At 37.2% G+C, this 21,083-nt stretch carries 19 protein-coding genes and 1 pseudogene; 8 read left to right on the top strand and 12 right to left on the bottom strand.

Going from position 1 to position 21,083, the window contains the following annotated elements:
* The first annotated feature begins 129 nt into the window (after window positions 1-129).
* The 8 genes from hemP to PH4a_RS14290 all read left to right on the top strand — a co-directional run bounded on the left by hemP (window position 130) and on the right by PH4a_RS14290 (window position 9,282).
* Window positions 130-312 carry a hemin uptake protein HemP gene (gene hemP / locus PH4a_RS14325; RefSeq protein ID WP_239994663.1) on the top strand — a complete coding sequence of 61 codons (183 nt, stop codon included), beginning with the start codon at window positions 130-132 and terminating at the stop codon, window positions 310-312.
* 74 nt (window positions 313-386) lie between these two features.
* Window positions 387-2,585, top strand: coding sequence for a TonB-dependent receptor domain-containing protein (locus PH4a_RS14320; RefSeq protein WP_129040663.1), 2,199 nt, complete (start codon window positions 387-389; stop codon window positions 2,583-2,585).
* Window positions 2,586-2,655: 70 nt separating this feature from the next.
* A complete protein-coding gene (locus PH4a_RS14315) occupies window positions 2,656-4,683 on the top strand; it encodes a TonB-dependent hemoglobin/transferrin/lactoferrin family receptor (RefSeq protein WP_129040661.1) in 2,028 nt (675 codons plus the stop codon).
* Between the two features lie 35 nt (window positions 4,684-4,718).
* The gene (locus PH4a_RS14310) at window positions 4,719-5,768 is read left to right on the top strand and encodes a hemin-degrading factor (RefSeq protein ID WP_129040659.1); all 1,050 of its coding nucleotides are present in this window, start codon (window positions 4,719-4,721) and stop codon (window positions 5,766-5,768) included.
* A 15-nt stretch (window positions 5,769-5,783) separates the two neighbouring features.
* Complete coding sequence (locus PH4a_RS14305) at window positions 5,784-6,599, top strand: heme/hemin ABC transporter substrate-binding protein (protein ID WP_129040657.1); 816 nt, start codon at window positions 5,784-5,786, stop codon at window positions 6,597-6,599.
* Window positions 6,599-7,600: a FecCD family ABC transporter permease gene (locus PH4a_RS14300; protein WP_129040655.1), complete on the top strand. Its 1,002-nt coding sequence runs from the start codon at window positions 6,599-6,601 to the stop codon at window positions 7,598-7,600. The genes PH4a_RS14305 and PH4a_RS14300 overlap by 1 nt, the downstream gene beginning before the upstream one ends.
* Window positions 7,600-8,394 (top strand): heme ABC transporter ATP-binding protein, encoded by a 795-nt coding sequence (locus PH4a_RS14295; RefSeq protein WP_129040653.1) that lies wholly within the window; start codon window positions 7,600-7,602, stop codon window positions 8,392-8,394. The genes PH4a_RS14300 and PH4a_RS14295 overlap by 1 nt, the downstream gene beginning before the upstream one ends.
* Window positions 8,395-8,913: 519 nt before the next feature.
* Complete coding sequence (locus tag PH4a_RS14290; RefSeq protein WP_064719722.1) at window positions 8,914-9,282, top strand: helix-turn-helix domain-containing protein; 369 nt, start codon at window positions 8,914-8,916, stop codon at window positions 9,280-9,282.
* A 93-nt stretch (window positions 9,283-9,375) separates the two neighbouring features.
* On the opposite strand, the gene lplA is transcribed toward PH4a_RS14290, so the two are convergent.
* The 12 genes and pseudogenes from lplA to ihfA all read right to left on the bottom strand — a co-directional run bounded on the left by lplA (window position 9,376) and on the right by ihfA (window position 21,079).
* Window positions 9,376-10,395, bottom strand: coding sequence for a lipoate--protein ligase (gene lplA / locus PH4a_RS14285; protein ID WP_129040651.1), 1,020 nt, complete (start codon window positions 10,393-10,395; stop codon window positions 9,376-9,378).
* A gap of 77 nt (window positions 10,396-10,472) precedes the next feature.
* Window positions 10,473-10,964 (bottom strand): NlpC/P60 family protein, encoded by a 492-nt coding sequence (locus PH4a_RS14280; protein WP_129040649.1) that lies wholly within the window; start codon window positions 10,962-10,964, stop codon window positions 10,473-10,475.
* Between the two features lie 151 nt (window positions 10,965-11,115).
* A complete protein-coding gene (gene arnF / locus PH4a_RS14275) occupies window positions 11,116-11,517 on the bottom strand; it encodes a 4-amino-4-deoxy-L-arabinose-phosphoundecaprenol flippase subunit ArnF (RefSeq protein WP_129040647.1) in 402 nt (133 codons plus the stop codon).
* Window positions 11,514-11,855 (bottom strand): 4-amino-4-deoxy-L-arabinose-phosphoundecaprenol flippase subunit ArnE, encoded by a 342-nt coding sequence (gene arnE / locus PH4a_RS14270; RefSeq protein ID WP_129041931.1) that lies wholly within the window; start codon window positions 11,853-11,855, stop codon window positions 11,514-11,516. The genes arnF and arnE overlap by 4 nt, the downstream gene beginning before the upstream one ends.
* Entirely contained in the window at window positions 11,855-13,516 is a 1,662-nt protein-coding gene (arnT, locus tag PH4a_RS14265; protein WP_129040645.1) for a lipid IV(A) 4-amino-4-deoxy-L-arabinosyltransferase, read from the bottom strand. The genes arnE and arnT overlap by 1 nt, the downstream gene beginning before the upstream one ends.
* A gap of 7 nt (window positions 13,517-13,523) precedes the next feature.
* Window positions 13,524-14,416 (bottom strand): annotated as a pseudogene (arnD, locus tag PH4a_RS14260) (4-deoxy-4-formamido-L-arabinose-phosphoundecaprenol deformylase).
* Window positions 14,416-16,398 (bottom strand): bifunctional UDP-4-amino-4-deoxy-L-arabinose formyltransferase/UDP-glucuronic acid oxidase ArnA, encoded by a 1,983-nt coding sequence (gene arnA / locus PH4a_RS14255; RefSeq protein WP_129040643.1) that lies wholly within the window; start codon window positions 16,396-16,398, stop codon window positions 14,416-14,418. Before arnA ends, arnD begins: the two are co-directional and overlap by 1 nt.
* Window positions 16,398-17,378 carry an undecaprenyl-phosphate 4-deoxy-4-formamido-L-arabinose transferase gene (gene arnC / locus PH4a_RS14250; RefSeq protein ID WP_129040641.1) on the bottom strand — a complete coding sequence of 327 codons (981 nt, stop codon included), beginning with the start codon at window positions 17,376-17,378 and terminating at the stop codon, window positions 16,398-16,400. The genes arnA and arnC overlap by 1 nt, the downstream gene beginning before the upstream one ends.
* Entirely contained in the window at window positions 17,378-18,523 is a 1,146-nt protein-coding gene (gene arnB / locus PH4a_RS14245; protein WP_129040639.1) for a UDP-4-amino-4-deoxy-L-arabinose aminotransferase, read from the bottom strand. Before arnB ends, arnC begins: the two co-directional genes overlap by 1 nt.
* A gap of 136 nt (window positions 18,524-18,659) precedes the next feature.
* Window positions 18,660-19,406: a vitamin B12 ABC transporter ATP-binding protein BtuD gene (locus tag PH4a_RS14240; RefSeq protein ID WP_129040636.1), complete on the bottom strand. Its 747-nt coding sequence runs from the start codon at window positions 19,404-19,406 to the stop codon at window positions 18,660-18,662.
* Window positions 19,407-19,410: 4 nt separating this feature from the next.
* A complete protein-coding gene (gene btuC / locus PH4a_RS14235; RefSeq protein ID WP_129040634.1) occupies window positions 19,411-20,421 on the bottom strand; it encodes a vitamin B12 ABC transporter permease BtuC in 1,011 nt (336 codons plus the stop codon).
* Between the two features lie 361 nt (window positions 20,422-20,782).
* Window positions 20,783-21,079, bottom strand: a complete 297-nt coding sequence (gene ihfA, locus PH4a_RS14230; protein ID WP_036937394.1) for an integration host factor subunit alpha — start codon at window positions 21,077-21,079, stop codon at window positions 20,783-20,785.
* Between the last annotated feature and the right edge of the window lie 4 nt (window positions 21,080-21,083).

Raw genomic sequence — 21,083 nt, 5'->3', positions numbered from 1 at the left:
TCTGATATAACTTAGCTACTCGCAATATGACTTAAATTTACCTATTTAAGTTAAAAAAAGCTTGTCTAAACACATTTGTTAACGATAATGATTATCATAATAATAACCCTTATCATCCTTAACTACCTGATGAATAAAAAAACAGATAATTTAACGAACTCTTTATTAAAACGTGAAGATTGTTCTTCAATAATTCAATCTATCAATAGCTTTGAATTATTGGGTGAAAATGGTGTGGTTTATATTCAACACAGCGGAGAGTTATATCAACTACGCCAAACCAAAGCAGGAAAATTAATCCTGACAAAATAGTTTTTAACAATAACTTGCAAGCCACCTAATCTTTTAGGCAGCCAGCTAAAGAACTCCATATACAAGGAATTTTTATGGATATTTATAGTATGTGCATGCTGAAAAAACATTTCAAATTTACAGGGATAGCAACAGCGTTTTGTCTGTTATATACCCCTATTACCTTTGCACACATTACACAGCTTAAAAATAGTGACAAGGACACTCTCACTGTTATTAGCTCAACACAAGACAAAAATCACGAATTTCATTCAACAATTGATACCATCTCAGCTAAAGCTCAAACCGCCTCTACAACGGGTGAAATGCTAAAAGAAGTTGCAGGTGTAACGTTATCAGGTACTGGTGTAACAAATGGCGCCAATCTTCTTATACGTGGCTATGATCAAAAAGGCGTAAAAATAATAGTTGATGGTATTCAGCAACCTCTTGAAAATACAATGAACAATTTGGGAGGGGTCTTTATCGACCCTGCCCTTATACGGCGCGTTAAAGTTAAACATGGTTCATCCGCCGTATTAGATGGCGAAGGCGCAATGGGGGGAGTAGTGTCATTTCAAACTATCGATCCTCGTTCACTACTTACTCAAGATAAAAATCTCAGTGCTAAATTATTTACTTCTGTTTCATCTGCCGATAAACACTTTACTTATGGCGGTATTATTGCTGCTAGACATGATATTGCAGAAGGTTTAATCGCTTATAGTCAACGCCAACGTGGGCCTATTCGTCTTGCTGATGGCGAAAAAATGGCTAATCACGAACACGTTAAAAACGTTTTTGCTAAAACCTATTTATATCCAACAGAAAACCAAACTTTTATTTTTTCTGCTCGTTATTACGATAATCATGGTGAACAGCGTGAAGTATTACATCGAATGGGGGGTTATGGTAAAAATGACAGTAACCAAGTCATTCGTCACACACAGCAAAAAAATTACGCCATTACTCATCATTACGCACCAGAAACAAATTCATGGTTAGATCTCACAACGCATCTTTATTATTCTCAGTTTGATATAAACCAACTATTCTTAACCGATACCTCATTAACAGAAAACCAATTAAAAAATAATGAGATGGGAAAGATGGGTGTTGATGAAAATCGTACGCAAATGACTTATGGTTTGAAATTAGAAAACCAAGCTTATGCTGATTATCTAAATATCATCAAGCATTCATTTATTGTTGGTACTGAAACTTACCAACAGAAAATGACATCCAATGAAAAAGCAAAAAACTTTCCTTTAGCCCAAATGAATTATGCTGCAGGTTGGTTGCAAAATACACTTAGCACACCGTTACTTCCTCTTTCGTTAACGGCAGGTATTCGCTATCACTATTACCAAAATAATCCTCATGAAGAACTCAATTCATTTTTTAATAAATTTGAATCGGATCAACTAATTGCATCAAAACATAAAGCAAGCTATCAAGGAACATCAGAAAACGTAAAAGTAACTTTTTCACCAACAGATTGGTTGCAACTTTATACCTCATATTCAACCGCTTTCCGAGCACCGACTCTTAGTGAAATGTTTAATGATTCTCTACATTTTAAAATGCGAATGGGCTTTTTTGGTACAACATCAGCACACTGGGTACCTAATCCTAATTTAAAACCTGAAAAAAATAGGACTTGGGAATATGGCGGTCAACTTGTATTTCAAGAGTTACTCACTAAACAAGATAAGTTATCTATAAATGCCGCTTATTTTGATACGGACTCAAAAGACTACATCACTTATGGCCCTTGGCATGAAAAATCGCTAGCAGGAATGCTTAACTTACAAGCTTTCAATATCCCTAAAGCATTAATTGATGGTATTGATATTAGCTTACGTTATACACACCCTTATTTTTCAATGGGTTTAAACTATAACCGAACTAAAACCCTAGAGTTAACGACACACGAAACTATCTCGCCAGTTCGCCCTGAAATACTTACCACCTTTATTTCTATTCCCGTTATCAAAACACCATTTACATTAACTTGGTCAGGACAATTTGCGAGTGCGACAGACAATAAAGGAACTCATAAAGGTCGCGCACCGCATGTAAAAGGAAAAACAACAAACCGAATGCAAGAGCTTATTCAACAATATCCAGGTTATGGCATTCACGATTTTTCAATCAGTTATCTATCGCAAAAAAATAAAAATATCCAAGCTGCTTTGGTACTCGCTAACGCCTTTAATTATGAGTATTTCTCAGCGATGGGTGTGCCAAAAGAAGGACGAAATATAAAAATGTCCGTCAGTTATCACTGGTAGAAAAAGAGCAATGATTTACATAACAAAGGGCTGCTTAGCAGCCCATTAAAATCTACGGAGATCCATCTGCATGTCTCAATCACCGCGTTTTATCAAGTTCAGTTTGCTTGCATTAGCGATTTCATCTAGTTATGCAACCGCGCAAGAAACACAGCAAACGAATACAGAGAAAAAAACAGAAGTCCTTACGGTTTATGCGACAGGTAATGAAAGAGATAGCTTCTCACTTCCAATGATGTCTACGGTAATTAAAAATAATACCGCATTATCAGAAACAGCAGGCAGCGCTACAGAATTGCTTCGCCATTTACCAGGCATTTCTATCTCTGGTGCAGGACGTACTAATGGAGAAACTATTAGTATGCGTGGATATGATAAAAATGGCATTTTGACGCTGGTAGATGGTATACGCCAAGGAACTGATACAGGACATATAGACAGTATTTTTATTGACCCATTACTTATTAAACAAGTTGAAGTGATTAGAGGCCCTTCTGCTTTATTATATGGCAGTGGTGCATTAGGTGGCGTTATAGCTTATGACACAGTTAATGCAAGTGACTTATTATCACAAAAGGAACGTGGTGGTGTTCGAGTTATTGGTTTAGGTAATACAGCTCAGCATAGCCAAGGTTTTGGTGTTACTGCTTTTGGCCGCCAAGATAATTTAGATGGACTTATCGCTTTTTCGGCTCGCGATAAAGGTGATATTCGTTATGGCGGTGGCTATCGTGCTCAAAACGATGAAACAGTGTTTAATCTTTTATCAAAAGGTCGTTGGCTTATTGATAATGAAAACTCATTGAGTGGGCAATTACGCTATTACCATAACGATACTAATCAACCTAAAAATCCTCAAATCGCAAGTAACGCCTCTATGGCTAATGTACAAACTGATCGAACAACAACTCAAAAAGATGGGCAAATTACCTATCAATATAATCCTGCAAATTCACCTTGGCTAAATGTGAAAACGCAGGCTTATTACAATGAAATTGATATTAATGCAAAAACAACACAAAACGGACTCGAGGGTCGTCAACAAAAGACTTATGGCATAAAACTAGAAAATCGCTCAAATCTTGGATTACATAGTTTTGCTGCTCATAGTTTTACTTATGGTAGTGAAATTTACAAACAAAAACAGGATCCTAGCCAAAATACAGAAAGTTTCCCTCAAGCAGATATTCGTTTTATGTCTGGTTGGCTGCAAGATGAAATGACACTACGTGATCTACCTGTTTCATTAATAATTGGTACACGTTTTGACAAATATAAAAGCCAAAATGATCGTTATGATGATATCAGCGCCAATAAATGGTCATCAAAAGGCGCTATCAGCGTTACGCCAACAGATTGGCTAATGCTTTACTCGTCTTATTCACAAGCTTTTCGCGCCCCGACTTTGGGTGAAATGTATAACGACTCAAAACATTTTGATGCACCCTTCTCTGGTGCACCCACTAACTATTGGCGACCAAATCCTAATTTAAAGCCCGAAACCAATTCAACAACTGAATATGGATTCGGTTTTCAATTCGACGACTTATTATCTAATAATGATAATCTGAAAATTAAAATCGCCCATTTCAATACACGAGCAAAAGATTATATTGATGCAGATGTCGCGATATTTCAGGGATATACACAATCTGCAAATATTTCAAGAGCAACTATTTGGGGGTGGGATGTTTCTATGAATTATGAGTCGCACTACTTTAATTGGGACTTAGCCTATAACCATACAAAAGGGAAAGATAATGCAACAAATGCATCTATCATCTCAGTTGAACCAGATACTTTAACAAGCCGTTTTGATATACCTGTACCAAGCTCACACATTTCTGCCGGTTGGTTAAGCCAATTTACCAAACATACAGATTTTACGAAAACAAACCGTTTTAATCGGCCAGCCAATAATCAACAAGCAGGTTATGCGGTTCACGATTTTTATCTTCGATATGAAGGTGATGCCTCTCTTAAAGGACTAACAACATCGATAGTACTTAGTAATACTTTTGATAAAACTTACTACTCTTCTGCTGGTATTCCCCAAGAAGGTCGTAACGCAAAAGTACTAATGAGTTATCAGTTTTAATTATTACTAAAATAAACAATATAATAGGAGTTTCTGTGAATACATCTCTTTATGAGAGCTACCTGCAAGCAAAAGCGGATAAAAAAGCACCTTATGCTCGTGATTTAGCCGCTTATTTAAATGTTAGTGAAGCACAACTAACTCATGCTCGTGTTGGTCATGATGCAAAACGTCTACGCAATGATGTACGTGATCTTCTAACCGCATTAGGTAAAGTCGGTGAAGTAAAAGCCATTACTCGCAACGATATCGCCGTTCATGAGCATCTTGGTGAATATACCAATGCACGTTTTAATGATCACGCAGGATTGATCCTCAACCCTCGTGAACTTGATTTACGTTTCTTTTTCTCTTACTGGAAAAGTATTTTTTCATTAACTGAAGAAACTGCCAAAGGCCCTCGCCATAGTATTCAGTTTTTTGATATGCATGGTGATGCATTACATAAAGTCTACGTCACTGATAATACCAATATGGATGAGTGGGAAGCGCTTATTCAAATGTTTTTATTAGAAGAAAACCCAGTCTTAGATATCACCCCTGTGGAACCTTTTACTGATACTTCTGTAAATGACGAACTCGCTCAACAACTTGAGCAACAATGGCGTTCAATGACAGATGTACATCAATTTTTCAAATTATTAAAAGAACACAATCTCAGCCGACAACAAGCCTTTAAAGCCGTTAGCGATGATTTAGCATACCAAGTAGACAATAGTGCACTAAAAATATTACTAGAACAGGCCAAAGAAGCCCAAAATGAAATTATGATCTTTGTTGGTAGCCGTGGTTGTGTGCAAATTTTTACGGGTACGATAGACCGCTTAGTACCCCATCAGTTTGAAAATAGTGATCAAGTCTGGATTAACGTATTTAATCCTGCATTTACATTACATGTTATCGAAAGCAAAATTGCAGAAAGCTGGATCACTCGTAAACCAACCCAAGATGGTTTTGTTACTAGCTTAGAGATCTTTGATAACAAAGGTCAGCAAATTGCTCAACTTTATGGACAACGTACGGAAGGAACCGCTGAGCAACAACAATGGCGTGAACAAGTTAATACTCTCGCCAAAATTGTGTAATCGGAGAATAAACTAATGAAAAAATGGCTTCTATTCACCCTGTGTTTACTCACTACCGTTACAACATCTGCGGCTGAACGTATCGTAACTATTGGTGGTGATATTACAGAAATTGTTTTTGCACTGGGTGCTGGCGAACAAGTTATTGCCCGCGATAGCACAAGCTTAGTACCTGAAAGTGTTAAAGCACTTCCTGATGTTGGCTATATGCGTATGTTAAGCCCTGAAGGTATTCTTTCTGTAAAACCAACCCTGATTATTACCAGTGAGTTAGCTCGTCCATCACTCGCTTTACGTCGTATTAAAGCAGCTGGTGTACCCGTAAAAACGATAACAGGGATACACAGTTTAGAAGCCATTAACCAAAAAATAGAAACTATTTCTGACTTACTCAATAAACCAGAAGAAGGTAATCAATTAAAACAAAAGATTAATCAAGCTATAGCCAAAATTCCAACAACACCAATAGACAAAAAAGTGATTTATATTATGAGTCATGGTGGTGTTGTTCCAATGGCTGCTGGGCAAAATACCGCAGCTGATACCATAATTACACTAGTGGGAGGGAAAAATGCCATGCAAGGTTTTACTAGCTATCGTCCTCTCTCTCAAGAAGGTGTGATTGCTAGCCAACCCGATATTTTATTAGTCACCACCGAAGGGCTTAAAACCATTGGTGGAATAGATAAATTGTGGGAATTACCTGGCATAAAATACACACCAGCAGGTAAAAATAAACACTACGTGGTTGTTAATGATATGGGACTACTGGGCTTTACACTTTCTACACCAGAAGTAATGCATCAAATTCGTCAAGTATTGGAGCAATAATGGTTCATTTTCGCTCTCCGTGGATAGGTATTCTTGCTTTATTGCTATTACTTACCGTGGTTACCTTAATTTCTGTCAATAGTGGTGCCTTAGCGCTCTCATTTAATACACTTTGGCATAAGTCTCTTGATGATATGGAATGGCAAATCTGGCTAGATATTCGCTTACCTCGTGTCTTATTAGCTATTCTTGTCGGTGGCGCATTAGCTATTTCTGGCGCAATAATGCAAGGTTTATTTAGAAATTCACTTGCCGATCCGGGTCTTCTTGGTATTAGCAGTGGCGCCGCTTTAATGGTCGCTATCGTTATTATTTTGCCATTTTCTTTTTCTCCCGCATTCTCTTTTTATAGCCATATTATTGCTGCATTTATTGGTGGCCTAATTGTCGCTATGATTATTTTTTCTCTTCATCAATTAAGTGATGGAAATTTAGCTCGATTATTATTGGCTGGGATCGCGATAAATGCGCTCTGTATGTCTTTTATTGGTGTATTAAGTTATATCAGTACCGATCAACAACTTCGCCAATTTTCATTATGGATGATGGGATCTCTTAGCCAGATTGATTGGAAAACACTCTCTATAGCCACTCTAGTGATCATTCCTGTTAGTATTTTAGCCTGTTGGCAAAGTCATAAACTAAACTTACTCCAATTGGGTGATGAAGAAGCACATTATTTAGGATTAAATGTAAGAAGAACTAAGTTTATTCTTTTGCTGCTAAGCGCCATTCTTATTGGCTGTGCTGTCGCACTAAGTGGAGTAATTGGTTTTATTGGATTAGTTGTACCGCACCTTATACGTATGAGAATAGGCAGTAATCATGTTTGGCTACTTCCAGCCACTATTTTAGGTGGAGCAACACTTTTACTTGCTGCTGATACTTTATCAAGAACATTAGTTTCTCCTGCTGAAATACCTGTTGGATTAATTACAGGATTAATCGGAGGTCCCTATTTCCTTTGGCTTATCTTAAGACAACCAGCAGGACGAATGTAATGAAACCATTAGAAAAAATGCCACTACTTTATGGAAAAAGCCTAACCTATCAAATTGGTAATAAAACAATTATTAATGATGTTTCGTTATCACTTGATAGTGGTGAATTAGTTGCCATCATTGGGCCTAATGGCGCTGGTAAATCCTCCTTATTACGTTTATTAACGGGATATACTTCACCAACGCAAGGCGAATGCTATTTTAAAGGCAAAACATACACACAGTGGAATAGCCGAGCATTAGCACAAAATCGTGCTGTAATGCGCCAAAATAGCCAACTCTCATTTTCATTTTCTGTCGAAGAGGTTGTCGCTATGGGAAGAACGCCTCATGGACAACAAAATAAGCAGATCGCTGTAGAAACAGCTCTGCTACAAACAGATTGTTTAAAATTTAAAAATCGAGATTATCGCCAACTATCAGGAGGTGAACAGCAACGTGTACAGCTTGCTAGAGTACTTGCACAGTTATGGCATCCTTCTCCTCAAAAGGCCGTATTATTTCTTGATGAGCCAACATCTGCGTTAGATCTCTACCACCAGCAACATAGCTTACGATTATTAAAACAACTGGCAAAAACTCAAAATTTAATGGTGTGCTGTGTACTTCACGACCTTAATTTAGCGTCACTTTATGCCGATAGGATCTTATTATTACATCAAGGTAAACTTGCTTGTGAAGGAACACCTGCTGAAGTATTAACTGCTGATAATATTCAAAGTTGGTATGGTGCTGATGTAAATGTTGGTATTCACCCTGAATTATCACATCCCCAAGTTTTTTTGTGTCCCTAATACCATAGAAGCAATAAAACGTTAATACTCTAAACCATTACTTACAACTCACCTTAAGTAATGGTTTTTTTATATAATAAGTACATATTTAATTAAGTTTTTCACCGTAAGTAACTCTACGCTAATTGATTAAAATAATTAAACTATATATTTATACCTGCAATTAAGTAAATTGACTTTTAAATACACCTTAATCAATGATTAGCTTATGATTTAAACATTATAATATAACAATATCATAATTTATAACCATAACAGCACATTAAACCTGAAAATAATTTAATAAATTCAATAAAATAAAAGTCGATAAAATTAATATTATTTATCAAAACGGCTCACTAATTATCTTTATTAGACTATTTATTGTTTTTCCCTATCGCTGTGATAATGATTATCAATAACGAAAAGCACTTTTTGCCTACCAGTTATTCTCTCCATGCTTAAAATAGGTTATAAATAACATACGTTACTATTCTATTAATTGGGCACTGTGTCCCCACCTTATTTGTGGGAGGTTTTATGGCTGAAAATGTCGTTAATGATATTCTTAAATGGCTGGAAACGCAGTTACAGCGAAACGAAGGCATAAAAATTGATACGATTGCAAATAAAAGTGGTTACTCTAAGTGGCACTTGCAACGTATTTTTAAAGATTTTAAAGGTTGTACTTTAGGCGAATATGTTCGTAAACGTCGTTTATTAGAAGCGGCTAAATCATTACAAGAAAAAGAGATGCCTATTTTAGATATCGCTTTAATGTATGGCTTTAGTTCTCAAGCAACATTTACTCGTATCTTTAAAAAGCATTTTAATACTACGCCAGCTAAGTTTAGAGAAAATGGTCAAATGCCTGATACTCATTGCTTTATGTCATGTCAGGATCACTAAAACTATTTTGTCACCCGCTACTGTCGCATAAAAAAACCAGCGTTTGTGCTAATACAAAAACTGGTTTTTTATCTGATTTAACTATCATTGGTTTTAGGCAATTGCACTTATTAACCACTGTTTAAGCTCATCTAACTCAATACTGTTTTGTGGAAACTCCACCTTCAGTTGCTCAATAAGCTCTTTTAGTGAACCTGTCGAATAGCGTTGCCCTACTAACATTTCAGAAAGTACTTCTAAAGGTGCAGGATCTAAACTATCTGTAAAGATCTGACTTTTAATAATATTGCCACGTTCAATATCAAAATGAAGCTCAACACCACCCCATTTAAAACGATTATCAAGTAAATGAGAAAATGCGGGCGCTTGCCCAAAGTTCCATTCCCAACTACTTTGTTTCGCAAATGTCTCAGAAAATCCAGGTAAATCAGGTAATTTTTGTGGCGAGATGATTTCTGCATCCACTGTTTCACCATAATATTCAAAAAAACTTTCAGTAATTGTTTTACAAAGTAGCTCGTGCGTTATCTCAGGCTTTAATTCAATAATATTTGTTACTCTGGAGCGCACAGAAGTAATGCCTTTAGCTTGAAGCTTTTTAGGATCTGGATTGAGATAATTTGCTAAGCGCGATAAATCCGCATTAATCAATAATGTACCGTGATGAAAACCACGATCTTTAGTTTCTTTATAAGCAGAGCCTGATATTTTTCGCTCACTATCATTATGAGAAACGACTAAATCATTGCGCCCTGAAGCTATCGCATTAACTCCTGCTTTTGCTAGCCCATCAAGAATGATTTGTGTTGAAATAGTTTTATTATATTCCGGCTTACCGGCCATAAAGGTAAAACACGTATTTCCCAAGTCATGAAAAACCGCACCACCACCACTTGAACGACGCGCTAATTTCACACCATCGCCTTCCATCTTACGTGTATTGCACTCTTTCCAAGGGTTTTGAGCGCGACCAATAACCACAGTATTATCATTACGCCAAAGAAATAAAACTCGTTGTTCTGCGGGCATTTGTCTAAAAATACACTCTTCAACGGCAAGGTTAAACCAAGGATCGTAAGAATCAGAAATTAGCAGTCGCAATTTGCCTGACATAAGGAGTACCTAATAAGAAGAAAATAAGGTATAAGATACCATAACACTCATAGAGTTAGCGTCTCAATGGCACAAAATTACAAACGACGAGCCTGCCAGAAAGTCTTTTTCCAATAAACGTTGTCAAGCGATGAGCGGACCACCCCTTTACTTGTTGATGCGTGGATAAAGGTATTATCAGTATCATAAATACCAACATGAAGCCCATTCTCACCCCCACCTGTTTTAAAGAAAACTAAATCACCTGGCATCAAATCATTTTTATTAATTTGTGTACCGTATTTAGTTTGATCAATCGTCATACGTGGAAGCTGAATATCAAAACGATCACTATAAGTTTTATAAACAAAGCCAGAGCAATCAATTCCTGAAGGACTCATTCCACCATACCGATAAGGTGTGCCATACCATTGTTCTAATTGCGACTTTAATTGAACAATAACCATAATAGGATCAGAAAGCTGTGTTTTTAATGGTGGAGCTGGAGGCATGCGTTTAGAAGGGCTAGAGGAACAACCAGCCAAAAGGATAATACAGAGTAAGAAAGGATAAAAAACTGACTTTCTCATTGCATTCACCATAATAATCGCAGTAGGCTTTAAAATTTATCTGTTTTTACAAACAAAAACAAGCTATTGAAGATAGAAGTATAATAACTCACTAGCTAATAGCACAATAACTCACAATGAGAGATATTATTCATAAATAGCGTGAAAATATTTAGGGGGATTTTGTGGTTTCTTTTGTTTTTTGACTAATCAACCAAACGCCAATCATAATAAACACAATACCTAACGTTTTTGTTAATGACGGTGTTTCTTGAAACCAAGGCAATGCAACTGCGAGAATATAAACAAACACATAGCTTAAACTAATGAGTGGATACGCTTTATTTAAAGGTATTGTTCGTAATGTGAATAACCAACACACCATTGATAATACATATCCCACAAGGCCAGCAAATACGATACTTAAAGATCCAACATTTGCCCATAACCATGAAAAATCAAACCACTGCTTTTCCAACTGTAATTCTGGTAGTCTCGACATTCCTATTTTTAATAGTAATTGAGCTGCTGTTACTAATAGCGCACTAGCAATAGCCCATAGATACCCCTTCATGGCTGCGTACTCATCAACACGATACCCAACATAATTGAAGCAATTCCTATCCAATGCTTAGTATTCACTGGTTCTTTATAAATAAACTGCCCTATTAGGGTAACAACAATAAAGTTAATACTTAGCATCGGATAAGCAATACTCAGTGGCAAAATTTGTAATAATCGCAGCCAGAACAACATACCAAAGCCTAACATTGCTATCGCAACAATAAGCCAGAAAATCGTTTTTCTGGCTTTTATGGTTGAGTTACTTTGCCAACTTACAACAGCTTGTTTTTGACAGACTTGTCCAATACAAGTTAACAAACTAACAATTAGCAATAAAACAAATGACATCACTCTCGTTTCTCATAAGTTAATATTGCTATTCTCTGGTTTGTTACCAACTCTTCAGGTCTTGGGAATTTCGCTAATGTTTTAGGATCTTTAAATGTTACAACAACAGAAACATTACCTTCTTTTCTTGCCGTTTCTAACCATTGAGCAAAATTATCTGGTTTAATCAGACGATGTTGCGAATCAGGGTACTTAACACCATAGGTTAATTCACCAGTTCTTTCATATAGATAAATATCACTACGTTGTAATTCCCATGCTAAACCAGCACCAACACCCACACTGCTGCTTACAACATATTGGCTAGATTTTAGTGTATTAATATTTTGGCGAATAAATTCTTGCGGTAATTTACCATCTACGCTGCTATTAGGAATCGCTTGTCCAATACATAAACTGACGCCTAATGAGCAAGATGCCGCCCACAACCAATGTTTACCATTAAGAGTTGAACATAAATACCCAATAATGCCCCATAAAGAGAAAGCCACTATTGCTAATACCCATTTAGACCACTCATAAGGCATATAAATAGGTTTAGAAGATATTAATTGAATCACCAAAATAGCAATAACGACAGCAACACCAATAAAGATATTAATATAGCCATTGACTCTCAGCGCTTTCATTCTGAACTTTCTCGCGCAATCAACACCATATTTTGCCATTAACATCGCAAGGGGTGCCATAAAAGGCAACATGTACGTTGGTAACTTACCCTTTGCAATACTAAAAAATAGGAATGGAACAACAAACCAACAGAGTAAAAAGAATAACTCAGGACGCTTACGTTTTTTCTTCCATGCGCTAATAAGTGCACCTGGTAACAACCCAAGCCAAGGAATAACACCTAATATGACCACTGGTATATAGTACCAAATTGGTGCTTTGTGTTGAGCATCGTCGCCAGAAAAACGCTGAATGTGCTCAACCCAGAAGAAATAATTCCAATAATCAGGTTCAGCCTTAGCTATTGCCAAAACCCACGGCAAACTAATTAATGCAGCACCTAATACTGCAAGTAGGCCATACAAAAGCATTTGCACAAAGCGCCGTTGGTAAAGCGTAATAGGAACCATAACGATAACTGGTATGGCTAATGCCAAAAAGCCTTTAGTCATAAAGGCCATACCACAAGCTAAACCAAGGGTTATCCACGCCAGTATTCGTGTTTTAACTGTAGTTGCTTTCAATGCCCAAAAACAACAAACCATACTTGCTGTTACCCAAAGGGCAAGCATAGGATCAAGTACGCTATATGTACCAACACTAAACACAAGGAACATTGATAAATAAATTAAACTAGAAACAAAGGCAACTTGGCGATTACGCCACATCATTCTAGCTAATAAATAAACAAGTAATGTGCTTAAAAGAATAGAGATAACGGAACCAAAGCGCACAGCAAAATTAGTATGACCAAAAATAACTTGGCTAATATTATTGATCCAATATCCTGCAACAGGCTTTTCAAAATAGCGAATATCCAGCATATGGGGAACAATCCAGTTCCCGCTCACCACCATTTCGCGGCTAATTTCCGCGTAACGAGTTTCATCTGGCTGCCATAATAACCGGCTGTTCAATGGAAATAAGTAGGTAAGAACAAAAAAAAGAGCCAAGAGGATGGCCCCGATTTTACTCGCCCGGTTATTCAACATAGTTTTGTTAGACCTCTTGTTGGCACCCTAACCAGCCTTCTCGACCCGGAAAGTCAGATCGAACAACTTTGCCTATCGGAAGCGTTTCTTTATCTTTCGGTAATAAATCGCTTAGTGGGCAGAATTCGATGCCTTCATTTGCAATCATTGCCAGTAACTGCTCGAATTGAGCTGCTTTTGACATTCCTTCAACTTCAGTATGGATAGTATAAACAGGTATTCCTTTATCTTTTTTGATTTCATCAATAATAAATTGATTAAAATCCTCATCCTTTACCTTTGTACCAACCACTTCATCATAAGTAGGTAATGTTACTGGAATTTGCGCCGTACCGATAGAACCATTTGCTAAAATAGGTCTAAAAGGATGCGTTCCTCGACAATCACTATTGTAATCGAATTGAAAGTTTTCTTTAACTGTTAATACACGCTCATCTGCTCGCCATCCAGCAACAGCCGAACATTTAACAGGACCTTCAAGTGCTTTTTCTAGTGCTTCGACACCTAAATGAACTTGTTGCGTTAATTCTTCCGTCGTCCAACGCCCTACTTTTGCTTGCCAACCTTGATGATCCCACGAGTGCAAACCTACTTCATGACCTGCATCTTGGGTTTGTTTCATCAAATACCCTAAATTTTGAGCAATTTTTTACCTGGCCACGCTGTTCCTGCCAGCAAAATATCAAGTCCATATAACGACGCAGCATTTGACCTTAGCATTTTCCACAGAAATTTCGGTCGCAAAAGGCGCCATAAATGGCGCCCCATATTGTCTGGACCGACACTGAAGAAAAAGCTGGCCTGAATGTTATGTCTGGCAAATACTTCCAGCAACTGCGGAATACCTTCTTTAGTTCCTCGATAAGTATCCACATCGACTCTCAAGCCAACTTTCTTCATTATTTGTTACCTAACTCTTCAACTGCGCCACGTAAGAAGAAATCTAATGTTTCTTCAACTGTTTGACGTGTTTCTATCGTTGGTTTCCAATCCAATAAACGTTCTGCATTTTTAATGCTTGGCTTACGGTGTTCAACATCTTGGTAGCCTTTACCATAATAGCTGCTACTTTCGATTTTCTTAAAGCCAGCAAATGGAGGGAAATGCCCACGTAACTCATGTTTTTCAAAGCAATCTAACAGCATTTCTGCTAATTCACGAATACTTGCTTCGTTAATTGGATTACCAATATTAATAATTTGGCCATCACATTTATTATCACGGTTCTCAATGATGCGGAATAAAGCTTCGATACCATCATTAATATCTGTGAAACAACGTTTTTGTTCACCGCCATCAACCAATTTAATTGGTGAGCCTTCAACTAAGTTCAAAATTAGCTGAGTAATTGCGCGCGAACTACCAATGCGAGCAGAGTTTAAATTATCAAGGCGCGGCCCCATCCAGTTAAATGGACGGAATAAAGTAAATTTCAGACCTTCCTTTGCACCATATGCCCAAATAACGCGGTCTAACAGTTGTTTAGAAACTGAGTAAATCCAACGCTGTTTATTGATTGGGCCAACAATTAAGCGAGAATTATCTTCATCGAATTCTTTGTCATCACACATTCCGTAAACTTCTGAAGTGGATGGGAAAATAATACGTTTATTATATTTAACGCAATAACGTACAATTTTTAAGTTTTCTTCAAAGTCTAATTCAAATACACGTAATGGATTACGGGTATATTCAATTGGTGTAGCTATCGCAACTAAAGGCAGAATAACGTCACATTTTTTAATGTGATATTCAATCCATTCTGTATGGATGCTTACATCGCCTTCAATAAAGTGGAAACGTGGGTTACCAATAAAACGTTCGATAGCAGAAGAGCCGATATCCATACCATAGATATCATAATTATCATCTTTTAACAGGCGCTCAGTTAAATGGTTACCGATAAAACCATTTACACCTAAAATCAGAACACGTTTGCGACGTTTAACTTGTGCTGTTGCTTTTGGCCCAACACGTACATCGGTAACGATACCCATTTCAGAAGCTAAACGGCTACCTTGAACATATAAACCATTCTCGCTTTGCCCCGTCACAACTTCTATCGCACCGTTAGCACAAGCAATCACTAAAGGTTCAGTAGAAATAACCGTACCTGGGCGTTTACCTTGATTATCATTAATAGGACGTGAACGCCAAATGGTCATTTTACGCTCACCTAAAAAGGTGAATGCGCCAGGGTAAGGTTCTGTTACAGCACGAACTAAATTATGAACAGTTTTAGCATCTGCATTCCAGTCAATTAACCCATCTTCTGCGCTACGGCGACCGAAATAGGTTGCTTGGTTTTCATCTTGCTTAGTTGTTGAATAATCACCTGAAGAAATATGTGGTAAAACACTCAACATTAGTTTTTCAGCTGCTTCTTTAACTTTTTCGTGCAAAATAAGAGATGTATCGTTTTCACCAATAGTCACTGTTTCTTGAGCAACAATGTCACCTGCATCTGCTTTTGCTGTCATTTTATGCAGAGTAACACCCGTTTGCGTTTCGCCATTAACAATAGCCCAGTTAATTGGTGCGCGACCACGATATTTTGGTAATAAAGACCCATGTAAATTGAACGCACCTTTAGGTGCTAGATTCAGGATCTCTTCACTTAGCATATGACGATAATAGAAAGAGAAAATGACATCAGGCTTCATTTCACGAATACGCTCAATCCACAAAGGGTGATTGACATTTTCTGGCGCAAATACAGTCAAGCCCATCTCAGCACTCACACGAGCAACTGATGAGAAGAAATGATTTTCGTTAGGATCGTCAGTATGAGTAAATACAGCTTGAATATCGAAACCTGCTTTTTCAAGTGCTTTTAAACCGACACAGCCAATATCATGATAGGCAAATACGATTGCTTTCATTAGTCTTCTTCCTGATTTTCGTTGGTTTGTTTAACACCAACCACTTTTTGGATAAAATACCGAGGACGCGCTCTTACATCATTATAAATTCGGCCTATATATTCACCTAATAGACCCATTGCAACGAACTGCGCACCGATAAACATGAATAAGATAGCGAAGAGTGTAAACACACCTTCAGCAGCCCACATCGCACCGAAAATAAGTCGTAGTACAATTAGAAGTACGGCGAGTAAAAATCCAGCGACAGCAATCACACTTCCTACGACACTTAATAAGCGCAATGGTGCGGTTGTTAGGCAAGTTAATAAGTCATACATCAAATTAATGAGTTTTAAAAAGCTGTACTTTGAATCACCATATTCGCGCTCAGCATGACCCACTTCAATTTCAATAGTACGACGAGCGAAAGTATTCGCTAAAATAGGAATAAATGTACTGCGTTCGTGACACTGTAACATTGCTTCAACAATGTGACGACGATAGGCTCTTAACATACAGCCGTAGTCACCCATTGAACGCCCCGTTGCCTTGGTTATCATGGCATTGATCATTTTAGAGGCTGTTTTACGAAACCATGAATCTTGGCGATTACGACGGCGAGTTCCAACAACATCATAGCCTTCTTCAGCTGTAGCAACTAAACGTGGGATCTCTTCTGGCGGATTTTGCAAATCCGCATCTAATGTAATAACTAAGTCACCTTTAGCTTGATTAAAGCCCGCCATAATAGCGGAGTGTTGACCGTAATTACGGTTTAAAATAATAGCAATAACATGGTTATCTTCAATTTCAGCGGCTTCCACCAGCATTTTTGCAGAATTATCACTACTACCATCATCAACAAGGATCAATTCGTACTCTTGGGTAAGTTGCTTACAACTCTTAATTGTGCGTTCTAAAAGAACAGGCAGACTTTCTTCTTCGTTATAAACAGGAATAACAACTGAAACTTTATTGATTTTATCAAATGTTGACACTAGATGTGCTCCGAAAGGATTTCATTGATCGCATCTGTAACGCGAATAACATCTTCATTACTCATATCAGGGAACAATGGCAACGAGCATAACGTCGCAGAGTTCCACTCCGATTGAGGAAGGGATAAGGAAGGATAACGCTCACGATAATATTTTTGAGTATGAGCAGCACGGAAATGTAGCCCTGTACCAATATCTTTTTGCTTAAGTTTTTCCATAAAAGTATCGCGATCAATCCCACACACTTTTTTATCAACTCGAACCATAAAGAGATGATTAGCATGTAAATGTGGGTATTGTGGAATATTTAGCATTGATAATGGTGAGTTTTTTAATTTTTCGCGATACAGCTCGACTAATTCTGCACGCTTTGCATTCATTTCATCGAGTCGGTTTAATTGAACGACAGCTATCGCAGCATGAATATCAGACAAGTTATATTTATAGCCGGGTTCAACAACTTCAGCCTGTGGTTTGCGGCCTTGAATTTGTCTATCAAAGGCATCAACCGCTAAACCGTGGAATTTTAAGCAACGCACTCTATTAGCTAATTCATCATTATCGGTGACAACAAGTCCACCTTCGGCACAAGTCACGTTTTTAATTGCATGAAAAGAAAAAATAGAGGTTCCTTTTTCTCCAATCCATTCATTCTTATAACGTGTCCCTATTGCGTGTGCAGCATCTTCAATAAGAGGAATACCTGCCTCTTCAGCAACAGCTCTTAGGGCCTCAAGATCACAAGGAGCACCTGCATAATGAACAGGAATAATCGCTTTAGTTTTTGATGTTATTGCTTTTTTAATGTCGTCAGCGCTTACCATTAATGTGTCGCGATCAACATCAACCATTACAGGCTCAGCACCGAGTAAAGTAATAATATTAATCGTTGAAACCCATGTTTGCGACGGAGTAATAACTTCATCACCAGGGCCAATTCCCATAGCCATCAAAACAACATGCATTCCCGCTGTCGCAGAACAAATTGCGATAGCATGTTTGCTACCAAATTTCTTACAGAAGTCTTGTTCAAGCTGATGGTTTTGAGGGCCAGTAGTGATCCAACCTGAACGCAGAACACCTTCAACGGCTTTGATCTCTTCATCCCCGATAGCTGGACGGGAGAATGGAAGAAAATGACTCATAAAAATGTAGCCTAGTTAATGAATGAATAAAAAACAATTATATACAAATTGTAGTTTCTCAGCATTAGTTCTTATTAAAAAGTCTTAAAGAAAGCTTAATAATTTCCGCTGAGTATGTTTTAGATATGCTATTAAGTTAAATAACCTGCCAATCGACCTTATTTGTTATATTCTGACATTTGATTTCAGTATTAAAAGTAGTAGATAGCAAGTTTTCATCTAATAGTATCTCTGTTGTACCTGAACCGATTAAAATACCCTCAGAAATTAGCCATACTTTGCTCGCTTTTAAATAACTGAGTCTTAAATCATGAGTGCTCATCATTATAGAACCGCCTAATTGGCAAAATTTATCTAGCCACTTATCTAATATTGTTAATTGCACGATATCTAAATTATTCATGGGCTCATCAAGTAACATTAGTTTTCCTTTCAAATCGTCACCAGCCCATAGTTGTATAAATACCGCAACAATTCTCACGCGTTGCCATTCACCACCAGATAAATGCTGAATATTTTTTGACAATAACTTATCTATTTGAAAATCATGAAATAATATATTCAGCTGTTTACTATTCATTTCTGATAATTGATGAAATAACGAAAGATAGTGGAAAACAGGCATAAATGGTAAAGCTTCCGATTGTTGTATAACAAAGCCTTGTATTCTAGAAAGATCATAATATTTATAATGTCTTATTGAGGTTTCGTTTAGAAATACGTCCCCACTAAATGAAAGTTCTGCTGCAAGTACATTTAATAAACTACTTTTTCCTGCACCATTAGCACCAATAAGATGAATTCTTTCGCCAAAATCAACACTTGCTGTAATCTGTTTTAGTCTATTTGGTACGCTAATTTTATCTATTTTGAGCAGTGTCATTAGGTTAACGCCCCATTTTCTTTGTCGCTAATAACCAAATAAACAGAGGTGCACCAATAGTAGCTGTAACAACGCCAATAGGAACTTCTGCACCATTTAGTATCAGCCGGGATAAAAGATCCGCTAAAACCAATAATCCGCCCCCTGTAATTGCACATGCTGGCAATAACGTTTTGTAATGAGTAATGCCACATAATCTTAATAAATGTGGAACAATTAACCCTACAAAGCTTATAGCACCGGCTAACGCCACACTTAACCCAACAAGTAACCCAACAGCTAAAATAAATCTATTGCGCCATTGTTGAACTGAAATACCTAACTGTTTTGCTCTGAAAGTTCCTAAAGAAAGGTAGTTCAGCATATCGGCTTGCCAAAATAAAAGTAAAATGATGGGAAGTAATGCCCAAAATAATAGCTGATGACGCCAATCAATTCCGCTAAAACTGCCCATCAACCAGTACATAAGCTGTCTTAAGTCTAAAGCAGAGCTGAAATAGACAAGCCATGTCATTATCGCACTAGCCATTACACCCAACGCCACTCCAATTAATAATAACTGTGCATTGGAAAGTTTTTTAATTTGTGTAAAAAACATCAATAAAAGAGTGATACCTAGAGCACCTAATATCGCAGCACTACTTATTAACAAATAGGTTGTTCCTATTTGTAAAGTAATTAATAATACGACACAAACACCCGCCCCACTACTTACACCTAATAATCCCGGCTCTGCTAATGGATTTTCAAATAATGCCTGCATAACTGCACCAGCAATAGCTAAACTTGCACCAACAATAATTACGGCCAGTATTCTAGGAAGCCGGATCTGCCAAACAAATAATTTAGCCTCGGCGGAAAACCATTGATTAGGAAACAACCACAACTCTCCAGCAGAGAGCGAAAAAACAACCAGAAGAGATACGACTATCGTCATAAAAAATAATTTTTTATTATCGCTTTTTTGCTGCTTCTTTTTAAGTTGATAAAGAAGGTTATCTTTTTCATTAGTCATAATAGTTATAGTTTCATATCTGTTTTTATTTCCCTTAACTTTATCTATTTTCGCTTTTATTTTTCATACCCAAGATAGGTTAATAATTTGACTAATTATAGTATTTATAAAAGATAAAGTAGTATGAAAGAAATCTGAATGTAAAAAGAATCATCAAAATAAGAATGTTTTGATTTGTTGAATAATAATGAGTGTGTAGTGACCAATCTATTGCACGTCAAAAAAACTGTTTATACTATTTATAAATAAAGCAAAATATTTTTATTACGTTAATAACATCACAAAATAATAAATCACCTTGTAAAAATCATAAGTAAAAAAAAACGACCTTCAAAGAAGGCCGTTTTGGGTGCTCTAAATATTACTCTTTCGGTGTCGCGCTCTCAACCCGGCTCTTTAATTTTTGTCCAGGGCGGAAAGTTACAACACGGCGAGCTGTGATAGGAATATCTTCCCCTGTTTTCGGGTTACGACCAGGGCGCTGATTTTTATCACGCAGGTCAAAGTTTCCGAATCCAGACAGCTTCACCTGTTCTCCATTTTCCAGAGAACGACGCACTTCCTCAAAAAAGGCTTCTACAAGGTCTTTTGCATCGCGTTTGCTAACACCAAGTTTTTCAAACAGATTTTCTGCCATTTCAGCTTTTGTAAGCGCCATAGGT

The organism is Proteus hauseri (assembly GCF_004116975.1).
In the GTDB taxonomy this organism is placed as follows: Bacteria; Pseudomonadota; Gammaproteobacteria; order Enterobacterales; family Enterobacteriaceae; genus Proteus; species Proteus hauseri.
Note: the sequence above shows the minus strand (reverse complement) of the source record. Positions and strands in the feature narration are given on the sequence as shown.